Annotated in this window: 11 protein-coding genes; 2 read left to right on the top strand and 9 right to left on the bottom strand. The window is 69.1% G+C overall.

Annotated features, from left to right (window positions below):
- Positions 1-27: 27 nt before the first annotated feature.
- The 6 genes from ACPPVW_RS11090 to ACPPVW_RS11065 form a co-directional block, all read right to left on the bottom strand.
- Positions 28-489, bottom strand: a complete 462-nt coding sequence (locus ACPPVW_RS11090) for a DUF2269 family protein (RefSeq protein ID WP_426623178.1) — start codon at positions 487-489, stop codon at positions 28-30.
- A gap of 83 nt (positions 490-572) precedes the next feature.
- Positions 573-1,829, bottom strand: a complete 1,257-nt coding sequence (locus tag ACPPVW_RS11085; protein ID WP_426623177.1) for a type II toxin-antitoxin system HipA family toxin — start codon at positions 1,827-1,829, stop codon at positions 573-575.
- Entirely contained in the window at positions 1,826-2,065 is a 240-nt protein-coding gene (locus ACPPVW_RS11080) for a helix-turn-helix domain-containing protein (protein WP_426623176.1), read from the bottom strand. The genes ACPPVW_RS11085 and ACPPVW_RS11080 overlap by 4 nt, the downstream gene beginning before the upstream one ends.
- Before the next feature lie 102 nt (positions 2,066-2,167).
- Positions 2,168-2,998: an ABC transporter permease gene (locus tag ACPPVW_RS11075; protein ID WP_426623175.1), complete on the bottom strand. Its 831-nt coding sequence runs from the start codon at positions 2,996-2,998 to the stop codon at positions 2,168-2,170.
- On the bottom strand, positions 2,995-3,840 hold the full coding sequence (locus ACPPVW_RS11070; protein WP_426623174.1) for an ABC transporter permease: 846 nt from the start codon (positions 3,838-3,840) through the stop codon (positions 2,995-2,997). The genes ACPPVW_RS11075 and ACPPVW_RS11070 overlap by 4 nt, the downstream gene beginning before the upstream one ends.
- Before the next feature lie 19 nt (positions 3,841-3,859).
- Positions 3,860-4,786: an ABC transporter ATP-binding protein gene (locus tag ACPPVW_RS11065; RefSeq protein WP_426623173.1), complete on the bottom strand. Its 927-nt coding sequence runs from the start codon at positions 4,784-4,786 to the stop codon at positions 3,860-3,862.
- Between the two features lie 109 nt (positions 4,787-4,895).
- Between ACPPVW_RS11065 and ACPPVW_RS11060 the strand changes: the two genes are divergently transcribed.
- A complete protein-coding gene (locus tag ACPPVW_RS11060) occupies positions 4,896-6,860 on the top strand; it encodes an ABC transporter ATP-binding protein (RefSeq protein ID WP_426623172.1) in 1,965 nt (654 codons plus the stop codon).
- Between the two features lie 90 nt (positions 6,861-6,950).
- Here the strand turns inward: ACPPVW_RS11060 and ACPPVW_RS11055 are convergent, their stop codons facing one another.
- A complete protein-coding gene (locus ACPPVW_RS11055) occupies positions 6,951-8,864 on the bottom strand; it encodes a phosphoenolpyruvate carboxykinase (GTP) (RefSeq protein WP_426623171.1) in 1,914 nt (637 codons plus the stop codon).
- Positions 8,865-8,981: 117 nt separating this feature from the next.
- On the opposite strand from ACPPVW_RS11055, the gene ACPPVW_RS11050 reads away from it, so the two are divergent.
- Positions 8,982-10,439, top strand: coding sequence for a helix-turn-helix domain-containing protein (locus ACPPVW_RS11050; RefSeq protein WP_426623170.1), 1,458 nt, complete (start codon positions 8,982-8,984; stop codon positions 10,437-10,439).
- Between the two features lie 133 nt (positions 10,440-10,572).
- Here ACPPVW_RS11050 and ACPPVW_RS11045 read toward each other — a convergent pair whose 3' ends face one another.
- Positions 10,573-11,352 (bottom strand): 3-hydroxyacyl-CoA dehydrogenase, encoded by a 780-nt coding sequence (locus ACPPVW_RS11045; protein ID WP_426623169.1) that lies wholly within the window; start codon positions 11,350-11,352, stop codon positions 10,573-10,575.
- 112 nt (positions 11,353-11,464) lie between these two features.
- Positions 11,465-12,649, bottom strand: coding sequence for a thiolase family protein (locus tag ACPPVW_RS11040; RefSeq protein ID WP_426623168.1), 1,185 nt, complete (start codon positions 12,647-12,649; stop codon positions 11,465-11,467).
- Between the last annotated feature and the right edge of the window lie 14 nt (positions 12,650-12,663).

Here is a 12,663-nt window from a genome sequence, read left to right as displayed (position 1 = left end):
GTGGCCGCCGGGGTCCGTCCGACGCGGCTACGGCTTCCAGACCATCAGCACCACGACGGCGACCAGCAGCAGGCTGGCGATGCCGGAGCCGGCGGCGATGGCCGGGTATGTGGACGGCTCAGCCTTCGACTCCTCGCCGCCGCGGATCGCCTCGTCGAGGCGGATCGCCTCGGCGGCGCGGCGCATCGTCGGCACCACCAGGAACAGCGTCAGTCCGAGCGCGACGGCGTAGAGGACGATGGACCACAGGATCCACGGCGTCACGATGCTCAGGTCGTACTTCTTGTCGGCCAGCCCCATCACGCCGAAGCCGAAGAAGACCACCAGCAGCGACAGCAGCGAGATCAGGTTCGTCGACTTGGCCAGAACCTCCACCTGCCCGGCGCTGCCCGCTCGGACGGCGCGCATCGCCGTCATCGGGAGGATGGCCATCGGCCCCACGATGAACACGGCGGACACGACATGCAGCACGGCGAGGAGGGTTTCCATGCCCTCAGCCTACCGATCGTCCGATTCGGCCGACTCGCGGAGACCAAGGACATCGACTTCTCCGACAACGTGAGCTGACGCCGTCAGCCGTCACGAGTGCTGGACCGACCGGCGGGCTTACCGAGCAGGAGGTTGCGGGTGAACCGCGCCACATCTTCGGCGACCGCCGGATGGGCTCGTTCATCGGGCTGCTGGTCGGAGGCTGCGCCGGAGATCTCTTCCAACGTGGTCGCGATGAGCTCGCGAGCAGAGGCGAGCCCCCACGACTCGACCTCGGCCACCAGATCGGCCGCGGTCAGTTCGGCGTGACGATAGCGATCGTTGATCGCGAGCGCCATTTCACCGTCGTTGTTCTCGTGTGCCTGCGGGACGACGTCATACACAGGCGCCAACGATACCCGGCCGTCGGGGCGATGAATCATGCTGATGTTCTTCGCGTGAAGGTCCAGGTTCCCTGTGGCCACCGACAGGGTCACGAGACGCGCGAGTCGGTTGAGCGAGTCGACGTCGCGGCGGGAGGAGAAGACGCGTGCTATCCGATTGAGGGTGACTTTGCCACCGAAGCGCTGGTATTTCTCGTTGCCCCGTGCGCCTAGAGCCTGGCTCATGTCCTCCTGGTGCAGGCGCCCGTCCGGCAGCGCTGGACTCCGGTCGTACCGTTCGATCACGAGCGCGCTCTCGCCGTCGAAGCTGCGGACAGCGACGGCGTAATCGAGGAGGCCGAGCGCACGAGCGAGGCGCGAGCCGTATTCCTCGTCGTAAATGGTCGTCGAGTGGCCGTCCGGGACCGGTTTGAGAATGTGCGTCGACGGATAGCCGTCCTCCACGCCGTTCCATCCTCCGCCCATGTACGCCAAGACCACCTTCGGCTGGACGCCGACGAGGCTCGACTTGCCACTGCCCGGGACGTTGCCCAAGGGCATCGCGCGACGCTCACGCAGAACATCGGCGACGCCGGAGTCGTCGAGCGGCCGGATCCGGGGCGTTCGTGGCTCTCCGGGATCGTCCAGATCCCAGAGCTGCACCGCTCCGGCCACGTCACGGCCGAACGCCGCCAGCAGTGACAGATGCTGCCAGGTCCGCAGACCCGCTTCCGCAGCCAGCCATTCCAAGAGGTCACCCTCCGGAAGTAGCTCGATGAAAAAGCTCTGTCGACGTTGCCACCCTGTGCGCGACGTCACCGCGTTCAGGGGCACGGACTCAGAAAGCACCGTGCTGCCGAGCCCGAAGCGCTCGATCGCGCTTCGTTCCGGCTCGAAGTCGAAGCGCCGATCGTCTCCGACGAGCATTCCGATTCGCTCGCCGTACAGCTCGACGGCCAGTCTCCTGGGGCCGCTCACCGAATGTCGTCGCTCTCGGCGACCTCAGCGGTGAGCGTGACGTTCAGGACGTCGGCCGCCCGGAGCAAACGCTCGATGGCGATCGTGGACTTGCCATTTTCGAGTCCCCAGACGTATTTCTGGTCGGTGGAGAGAAGGTGCGCGAGTTCCCGCTGCGAGAGACCGCGAAGCAGCCGAGCCTGCTCGAGCACCCGACCGAGGGATTCGGGAGATTCGATCCGTGCTTTCAGAGCCATGTTCGCACCCTTGTGAAGGAGATATTCCCGTCAGTGTACCTGACGGAAATATTGCCGTCAAGCGTCGCGACGGGAATTTTCCCGTCGCCACGAATGAAGCACTCAGTCGAGGAAGAGGGCGCGGAGGCGTCTCGTAGTGAGCACCAGGCCGAGCACGATCATCACGGCGAAATAGAGCACATGCCACAACATCCCGAGGTCGACGGCGCCGGTCGTGAGGCCGCGGACCAGCTCGACACCGTGCCAGAGCGGCAGCGCCATGATGATCTTCTGGATCCAGTCCGGGTAGACCGTGATCGGGTAGAACGTCGCCGACAGCAGGAACATGGGCAGCAGGATGAAGTTGATCCAATCCATCTGCTGGAAGGTCTTCATGTAGCTGGTGATGCCCATCCCGAAGCTGGCGAAGCCGAACGCGATGAGCAGCACGGCCGGGAGGGCGAGCAGCGCCCACCATGACAGGTTGAGCCCCAGCGCCTGCATCACGATCATGAACCCGGCGGCGTACAGCGCGCCGCGCAGCAGTGCGAGCAGAATCTCGCCGAGCGCGACGTCGAGCGGGCCGAGGGAGGTCGACAACATCCCCTCGTACAGCTTGGCGAAGTGCATCTTGAAGAAGACGTTCCAGGTGGAGTCGTAGACCGCGCCGTTCATCGCGGCCGTGGCGAGCAGGGCCGGAGCGATGAACGCGGCGTACGGCACCTGCTCTCCTCCGGCCGTGGTGACATCGCCGACAAGCTTGCCGAACCCGATGCCGAGCGACAGCAGGTAGAAGATCGGCTCGAAGAAGCCCGAGACGATGACCAGCCAGTTCGTGCTGCGGGTCGCCGACCAGCCGCGCTGCATCACCGAGCGGGCGTTGCCTGCGTAGAGCGCGCGCAGCGGACGCGCTCGCGACACGGCGGCGACGAACGGATCGCGCGTGGTGGTCACTTGTTCAACCTCCTCGCGGCGATGCGCCGCGCCCACACCCAGAAGACGACGAAGAGCGCGGCCAGGTAGACCACGTGCACGACCGTGAGCCACAGCGGCTCGGCATAGCCGTACGCGAACACGCGAGCGAGCTCGGTGGAGTGCCAGAGCGGCGAAATCCAGCCGATCCACTGCAGGTAGTCCGGCATCGACGACAGCGGGAAGAACGTGCCGGAGAACAGCGTCATCGGCAGCAGCACGAACCGCATCAGCATCGCGATCTGGCCGGTGTCCTGCTCCAGCGTCGCGACATACGCCATGACCGGGGCACCGAAGGCGAGGCCGCCGAGCGTCGCGACCAGGATCGCGAGCCAGCCCCACGGGCTCGGCACAGCGCCGAACAGCAGCATGAACGCGTAGTAGACGATGGTCGTGCCGAGCAGGCGGGCCACCACCGAGATGACGACACCGTCGATGATCTGCCCGGCCGAGATCGGGGAGGCGCTGATTCCGAAGAAGGTCGGGTTCCACTTGAACCCCAGCATCACCGGGTAGGTGAACTCCTCGCTCGCGACCGTCACGGCAGCCGTGCAGAGCAGCGCCGGTGCGACGAATGCCAGGTAGCTCACGCCGTCGACGGCGGCCGGCCCCATGTTGGCGCTCACGAGGCTCCCGAGGCCCACCCCCATGGCGAACAGGTAGAGGAACGGGTTGCCGAAGCCCGTGACCAGCAGCGTCTGCAGGTACGCGCGCATGACGCGGAACCGGTGCTCCGCGACGTACCAGGCACCGAACCGCCGCGGGCGGCCCGCGCCGGCGAGGGCCGCCCGCGTGCCGTCGCCCACCGATGTCGACTGACTCATGCTCCTGGCTCCGCTCGGCTCATTCGATCAGACTCCGCCCGGTGAGCCGCAGGAACACGTCTTCGAGGCTCGACCGGCGCACGAGGCTCGTGAGCGGGTGGAGGCCGCGCTCCGTAAGCCGCGCGAGTTCGGCCTCCCCGTCGTCGCTGTAGACGAGGATGCGGTCGGGCAGCACCTCGATCCGCTCCCCGATGCCCTCGAGGCGCGGAGCGACCTCCGCGTTGCGATCGGACCCGAACCGCATCTCCAGCACCTCGCGCGTCGAGTACTCGCGGATGAGCGAGACCGGAGTGCCCTCGGCCATGATGGTGCCCTTGTCGACCACGACCAGACGGTCGCAGAGCTGTTCGGCCTCGTCCATGTAGTGCGTCGTGAGGAGAAGAGTCGTCCCCTGCTCCTTGAGTCGGAACAGCCGGTCCCAGAGGATGTGCCTGGCCTGCGGGTCGAGCCCCGTCGTCGGCTCGTCGAGCAGCAGGATGCGCGGATCGTTGATGAGCGCCCGCGCGATGGTCAGCCGTCGCTTCATGCCGCCCGAGAGATCGTCGACCTTCGCCTTGGCCTTGTCCTCCAACTGGGCGAAGGCCAGCAACTCGTCGGCCCGCTGCCGCACGCGCGCCGCCGGGAGGCCGAAGTAGCGCCCGTAGACGACCAGGTTCTCGCGCACCCGCAGCTCGGTGTCCAGGTTGTCGGACTGCGGCACCACGCCGAGCTGCGACCGGATCTCCGGGCCATACTGGTCGGGGTCGAGCCCGAGGATGCTCAGCTCGCCGGCAGTGCGCGTGGAGACGGCGCCGATCATGCGCATGGTGGTGGACTTGCCCGCGCCGTTCGGGCCGAGAAGGCCGAACGACTCCCCCGCCTCGACCTCGAAGCTGATGCCGTCGACGGCCGGGAAGTCTTTGTACTTCTTGACCAGATCGGTGGCGGTGATGACAGACGTCGGCATAGTTCAGCACTGTAACCCTGTCGTCCGACATCATCCGATATCAGCAAACAGGCAGTCCGCAAGAAGTACGGTCGAATCAGCATCCCGAACCCCCTTCGAAGGAACCCCCATGAGCACCGAGACCAACGCTCCCCCGCGTCGTCGTTCGCCCTTCGCCCGACGGGAGGCGGAGGCTGGGCCGCGCGCCCGGTTCAGCCAACTCCTCCCTTACCTCCTCGAACATCGCGCGGTGCTCTCCGTCGTCGTCGTGCTGAGCGTGCTGGGCGCGGCCGCGAGCCTTGCCCAGCCGCTGCTCGTCAGCCAGGTGATCGACCTGGTCGGCAAGGGCGAGCCGCTGAACGGCCTGGTGTGGGGGCTCGTGGCCCTCGTGGTCGTCTCCGCGGTGATCTCGGGCTACCAGCACTACCTCCTGCAGCGCACCGGCGAGGGCGTCGTGCTGTCGTCGCGGCGCAAGCTCGTGGCCCGCCTGCTGCGGCTGCCGATCAGCGAGTTCGACACCCGCCGCACCGGCGACCTCGTGTCCCGCGTCGGATCCGACACCACGCTGTTGCGCGCGGTGCTCACGCAGGGGCTCGTGGAGGCCATCGGCGGCGCGCTCACCTTCGTCGGAGCGCTCATCGCCATGCTCATCATCGACCCGGTGCTCCTGGGTCTGACCGTGCTCGTGGTGGCCGTCTCGATCGTCGTCGTCACGCTGCTCTCCGGCCGCATCCGCGTCGCCAGCCAGAAGGCGCAGACCAAGGTCGGCGACCTGGCCGCCGCGGTGGAGCGGGCGATCAGCTCGGTGCGCACGATCCGCGCCGCCAACGCGACCGACCGCGAGATCGCCGCCGTGGACGACGACGCGACGGGTGCGTGGCGAATGGGCATCCGGGTCGCGAAGATCTCGGCGCTCGTGGTCCCGGTCGCCGGGATCGCGATGCAGGTGTCGTTCCTGGTGGTGCTCGGCGTCGGCGGCTTCCGGGTCGCGAGCGGGGCGATCACCGTCGCGAACCTGGTGGCGTTCATCCTCTTCCTGTTCATGATGATCCTGCCGCTCGGCCAGGCCTTCGGCGCCATCACCGCCGTCAACTCGGCTCTCGGAGCGCTGGGCCGCATCCAGGAGATCCTCGACTTGCCGACGGAGGACCAGCACGACCGCGAGATCGCCCCGCTCGCTCTGACCGTCGGCGTCGCGAACGCGGGGCTGGCCCCGGGCGCACCGGCGATCGAGTTCGTCGACGTGCGGTTCGCCTACCCGTCGACGCCTGCGCCCGACGACGCGGCGGCACCGACCGGCGCAGTGCCGACGGACACCGAGGCCATCGCGCTCGGCGCACTCGGCGGCGTGGACGTCGTGGCCGAGGCGGAGGCCGCTGCCGGTCTCGGGGAGAACGCACCGGCGTCACCCCACGGCGGCGTGCTGCACGGCGTCAGCTTCCAGGTCCTCCGGGGCAAGCGGACGGCGCTGGTCGGGCCGTCCGGCGCGGGCAAGTCCACCATCCTGGCCCTGATCGAACGCTTCTACGACCCGGAGGACGGCCAGGTGCGCTTCGGCGGCATGGACGTCCGCACGCTCGACCGCGTCGCCCTCCGCTCGAACATCGGCTACGTCGAGCAGGACGCCCCTGTGCTCGCCGGCTCGCTCCGCGACAACCTCCGGCTGGCGACTCCCGACGCGACCGACCGGGAGTGCGTCGACGTCCTCCACGCGGTCAACCTCACCGAGGTCTTGGAGCGCAGTGAACTCGGTCTCGACGCCCCGGTCGGCGAGGACGGCATCATGCTCTCCGGCGGCGAGCGCCAGCGGCTCGCGATCGCTCGCGCCCTGCTCGCCGCGCCGCCCGTGCTGCTGCTGGACGAGTCGACCTCCAGCCTCGACGGTCGCAACGAACAGCTGATGCGGGAGGCCATCGACGCCGTGGCGGAGGACCGCACTCTGCTGGTGATCGCGCACCGGCTGTCGACGGTCGTCGACAGCGACCAGATCGTCGTGCTCGACCACGGCCGCGTCGTCGGCGTCGGAACCCACTCCGAACTCGTCGCCACCACCCCCCTCTACCGCGACCTGGCCAAGCACCAGCTCCTCGTCTAACCCTCGCGCCCAACCGCCGAGTACGCAGAAAATCGACGAAAAACCGCCGAGTACGCAGACAGTCTGCGTACTCGGCGGTTGGGCGCGGGGTCAGGAGCGGAGCTGGTAGCGGAGGGAGGCGAGTTCGGCCCGCAGCGCCGCCGGCATGCGGGAGCCGAAGCGCTCGAAGTACTCCTCGGTCAGGTCGCACTCGGCGAGCCAGCTGTCCCGGTCGACCTCGAAGAGCTCCGCGACGTCCTCGGCCGGGAGGTCGAGACCGTCGAGGTCGAGCTGGTCGGTCTGCGGGAGGCGCCCGATCGGCGTCGAGACGGCGTCGGCCGTGCCCTCCACCCGACGAGCGATCCACTCGATCACGCGCGAGTTCTCGCCGAAGCCCGGCCACAGGAACCGGCCGTCGTCGCCCTTGCGGAACCAGTTGACCTGGAAGACGGCCGGAGCGTTCGCACCCAGCTTCTCGCCCACCTCCAGCCAGTGGCCCCAGTAGTCGGCCATGTTGTAGCCGCAGAACGGGAGCATCGCGAACGGGTCGCGGCGGAGCTCGCCGACAGTGCCTTCGGCGGCCGCCGTCTTCTCGGACGAGACGGTCGCGCCGATGAAGATGCCGTGCTTCCAGTCGCGCGCCTGCGCCACGAGCGGCACATTGGTCGCGCGACGGCCGCCGAACAGGATGGCGTCGATCGGCACACCGTCGAACGCGTCCCAGTCGTCGGCGATGGACGGGCACTGCGCGGCGGACACGGTGAACCGGGAGTTCGGATGCGCGGCCGGCCGCCCGCTCGCGGGTGTCCAGTCATCGCCCTGCCAGTCGATGAGGTGCGCGGGAGGCTCCTCCGTCAGGCCCTCCCACCACACGTCGCCGTCGTCGCGCAGCGCCACGTTGGTGAAGATCGTGTTGCCCCACAGCGTCTCGACCGCGGTCTTGTTGGTGAGCTCGCCGGTGCCCGGCGCGACGCCGAAGAAGCCCGCCTCGGGGTTGATGGCGCGCAGCCGGCCGTCCGGTCCCTGGCGCAGCCAGGCGATGTCGTCGCCGATCGTCTCCACTCTCCAGCCCGGGATGGTCGGCCGCAGCATCGCGAGGTTGGTCTTGCCGCAGGCCGACGGGAACGCCGCCGCGAAGTGGAAGGCGCGGCCTTCCGGTGAGGTGACTTTGACCAGCAGCATGTGCTCGGCGAGCCAGCCCTCGTCGCGCGCCATCGCCGAGGCGATCCGCAGCGCGAAGCACTTCTTTGCCAGGATGGCGTTTCCGCCGTAGCCGGAGCCGTACGACCAGACTTCCCTGGTCTCCGGGAACTGGACGATGTACTTGGTCTCGTTGCACGGCCAGATCACGTCGTCGTGACGCACGCCTGTGTCGTCGACCAACGGCGCGCCGACGCTGTGCACAGTCGGCACCCACGGTTGCCCCGCCTCGATGAGGTCGAGCACCGCGCTGGTCACGCGCGTCATCTTCGCCATGCTGACGGCGACGTAGGCGGAGTCGGTCAGCTCGACGCCCACCTGCGAGATCGGGCCGCCCACCGGGCCCATCGAGAACGGGACGACGTACATCGTGCGGCCGCGCATGCTGCCGGCGAAGACGTCGCGCAGCTCGGCGCGCATGCCCTCCGGCTCGCGCCAGTTGTTCGTTGGGCCGGCGTCCTTCTCGTCGAGCGAGCAGATGAACGTGCGGTCCTCCACGCGAGCCACGTCGCCGGGGTCGGTGCGGGCGAGGAAGCTGTTGGGGCGCCACTCCGGGTTCAGCCGGATGAGCTTGCCCTCGGCGACGAGCTGCTTGGTGAGGCGGTCCTCCTCGCCCGGGGTGCCATCGCACCAGACGATCGACTCCGGCTGTGTCAGGTCGGCGATGCCGGCGACCCAGGCCCGGAGGCCGTCGAGGCCGGTCAGGTCCCCGATTTGCCCGGCAGTGTCTGTGCCTCCGGCGGTGCTCGTGTCGTGGGATGCGGTCTCGCGGTGATCGACGGCGTCGTGCGCCTCGTCGGTCCGGCGAAGTTCGGCGATGGTCATTCCGGCGGTCCTCTCGTTCGGAAAGATCGTGGTGTGAGACCAGCATCAGGCAGGATTCACACCCCTGGGCGGGAAACATGAAGTAAAGAATCGCGATTCTTTCGCTATTGTGAAGGCATGGAATCCCTCACCTCCGATCCGGTGACCGCCGACGTCGCCACCCTCGGTCACCGCATTCGGCACTTCCGCACGCAGCGCGGCCTGACCCTCGACGAGCTCGGCGCCGCCGCCGGCGTCGCCGCCAGCCAGCTCTCGCTAATCGAGAACGGCAAGCGCGAGCCGCGAATCTCCCTCCTCGGCACCCTCGCGTCCGCGCTCGGGGTGCAGCTCGCGGATCTGCTGTCGGCCGAGCCCCCCGACGAGCGCGCCGCGCTCGAGATCGAGCTCTCCCGCGCCCAGCGCGGTACCCTCTACGGCTCGCTCGGCCTCCCCGCTGTCAAGCCGACGAAAGGCACTCCGACCGAGACGCTGGAGGCCCTGGTCGGGCTGCACCGCGAGCTCGCCCGCCGGGCCAACGAGGCCATCGCGACGCCGGAGGAGGCGCGGAGGGCGAACACCGAGTTGCGGGAGCGCATGCGCGGGCAGAACAACTACATCCCCGACATCGAGGTTCTCGCCGAGGAGCGCGTGCGCGCCTCCGGTCACGTCCGCGGCGCCCTGACCCACCGCGAGGTGAGCGTGATGGCGGAGCAGCTGGGCTTCGAGCTGATCTACGTCGACGACCTCCCGCGCTCGACCCGCTCGATCACCGACCTGGAGAACGGGCGCATCTACCTGCCGCCGGCCTCCATCCCGGGCGGTCATGGCCTGCGATCGATGGCGCTGCAGGCGATGGCGCACCGGCTCCTCGGCCACGAGCGGCCCGCCGGCTATGCGGACTTCCTCCGGCAGCGGCTGGAGATCAACTACTTCGCGGCGTGCTGCCTGATGCCGGAGGCCGCGGCGGTCGCCTTCCTGCAGCAGGCGAAGAAGGAGAAGGATCTCGCCGTCGAGGACTTCCGCGACGCGTTCGGAGTGACCCACGAGGCCGCGGCGCTGCGGCTGACCAACCTGGCGACGCGCCACCTCGACATGCCCCTGCACTTCCTGCGCGTCGGTGACGACGGCACGCTCTACAAGGGTTACGAGAACGACGGTCTGCCACTGCCGACCGACGTGACCGGCTCGATCGAGGGGCAGGTGGTGTGCCGCAAGTGGGGAGCCCGAAACGCCTTCGCGCGCACCAACCGCACGACCGAGTTCTACCAGTACACCGACACCCCGGCCGGCACGTACTGGTGCTCGACGCAGACGGGCAGCACCGCCGAAGGCGGCTTCTCGATCAGCGTCGGCGTCCCCTTCGACCAGGCCAAGTGGTTCCGCGGCCGGGAGACGAGCGAGCGCGCGGAGTCGCGCTGCCCCGACGAGTCGTGCTGCAAGCGGGCGCCGGCCGAGCTGACCGGGCACTGGTCGGGCAAGGCCTGGCCGAGCGCACGGCTGCACGCGCACATCCTGTCGCCGCTGCCGTCCGGGTCGTTCCCCGGCGTCGACGACTCCGACGTGTTCACCTTCCTGGAGGCGCACTCGGGCGTGTGACATTTGCGCCGAATATCGCGCTTGACCAGGTTATTCGCTACATTTGGCGCAAATCGCGGCGCGATTCACGGGCGCCGCGAGTGGCGGCGGGCGCGCTATCCGACGCGAAAGTGCGACCACCGCGGAGCGCCGGCTACTTGGGCTGCATGCGGATGGCGCCGTCGAGGCGGATCGTCTCGCCGTTGAGCATCGGGTTCTCCACGATGGAGCGCACCAACTGCGCGTACTCGGCCGGTCGGCCGAGGCGCGACGGGTGCGGCACCTGGGCGGCGAGCGAGTCCTGAGCCGCCTGTGGCAACCCGGCCATCATCGGCGTCTCGAAGATGCCCGGCGCGATGGTGACCACCCGGATCAGGTTGCGCGCGAACTCCCGCGCGAGCGGCAGCGTCATCGCGGCGACACCGCCTTTGGAGGCCGAGTAGGCCGGCTGGCCGATCTGCCCGTCGAACGCGGCGACGGAGGCGGTGTTCACGATGACGCCGCGCTCGAGCCCGCCCGGCGCGTCCTCCCCCACCGGCTCGGTCTCGACCATCGCAGCCGCAGCGAGACGCACCACGTTGAAGGTGCCGATCAGGTTGACCCGGATCACCCGCTCGAAGCTCTCCAGCGGAAGGACGCCGTCGCGACCGAGCACCTTCTGCGCGGTCGCGATGCCGGCGCAGTTGACCACGATCCGCAACGGAGCGAGCGCGCTGGCGGCCTGCACGGCCTCCTGCACCTGCTCCACGTCCGTGACGTCGGCCGCGACGAAGCGCGCGTGCGGGCCGAGGGCGACCGCCGCCTTCTCCCCTTCGGAGCTGGGCAGGTCGAGGAGCACGACGCGCGCGCCGGCCTCCGCCAGTGCCCGTGCGGTGGCGTTGCCGAGTCCGCTGGCGCCGCCGGTGACCAGGGCGGAGCAACCGTCGATCTGCATGGTGATTCCTTACTCTCAAACCGTCGAGTACGTAGATTCTCGACGTACTCGGCGGTTTCTGACTGAATTCGGGCGTACTCGGCGGAGCGGGTGGGGAGGAGGAGCTGGGAGCTTAGAGGAGTTCGATGAGGGTGGCGTTGGCGGTGCCTCCACCCTCGCACATGGTCTGGAGGCCGAACCGGCCGCCGACCGCCTCCAGCTCGTTCAGCAGGGTCCCGAGCAGCCGGGTTCCCGACGAGCCGAGTGCGTGGCCCAGCGCGATGGCACCGCCTCGCGGGTTCAACCGGGCGGCGTCGGCCCCGAACTCGCGCTGCCACAGGAGCGGCACGGGAGCGAAGGCCTCGTTGACCTCGTAGGCCTGGATGTCGTCGAGCTTCACGCCGCTGCGGTCGAGCAGCTTGCGGGTCGCCGGAAGGATCCCCGTGAGCATGAACAGCGGGTCGCTCCCGGCCACGGCGAACGAGTGGAAGCGCGCCCGCGGCGTCAGCCCGAGCCGTTTCGCTGCGTCCGCGCTCATGATCAGGGCGGCCGAGGCGCCGTCGGTGAGCGGCGACGAGTTGCCCGGGGTGATCCGCCAGTCGAGTTGCGGGAACCGCGTCGCCAGCGCGTCCGTGCGGAACGACGGGGCGAGGGTGGCCAGCTTCTCCGCCGTCGTCCCCGGCCGGATGGTCTCGTCCGCCTCCACGCTGCCGCTGTCGGGTGTCGGCACCGGCACGAGCTCGCCGTCGAAGGCCCCGGAGGCGGCGGCCTGTGCTGCGCGCCGGTGCGACTCGGCGGCGAAGGCGTCCAACTCGTCGCGGGCGATGCCCCACCGCTCGGCGATCAGCTCGGCGGCCACACCCTGATTGACCAAGCCCTCCGGGTAGCGCGAGTGCAACAGCTCTCCGCCGAGGGAGGCGCCGCCCGCACTCGAGCCCATCGGCGCACGGCTCATCGACTCCACCCCGCAGGCGATGGCGATGTCGTACGCCCCAGCGATCACGCCCTGCGCGGCGAACGCCGCGGCCTGCTGGCTCGACCCGCACTGCCGGTCGATCGTGACGGCCGGCACGCTCTCCGGGAAGCCCGCGCTGAGGACCGCCGTGCGCGTGATGTTGCCCGCCTGCTCGCCGGCCTGCGTGACGCAACCGCCGATGACGTCGTCGACCAGCGCGGGGTCGACGCCGTTGCGGTGCACGAGCTCGGCGAGCACGCCGGCGAGGAGGTCGGCAGGGTGGATGTCCGAGAGCTCCCCTCCCGGCTTGCCACGGCCGGAGGGCGTGCGGACGACGTCGATGATGACGGCTTCGGTCGGCATGGTGGTGCTCCTCG

The organism is Leifsonia sp. McL0607 (assembly GCF_049993355.1).
Classification (GTDB): Bacteria; Actinomycetota; Actinomycetes; order Actinomycetales; family Microbacteriaceae; genus Leifsonia.
The sequence above is the reverse complement of the archived record's forward strand: the minus strand, read 5'-3'. Positions and strand labels throughout refer to the sequence as shown.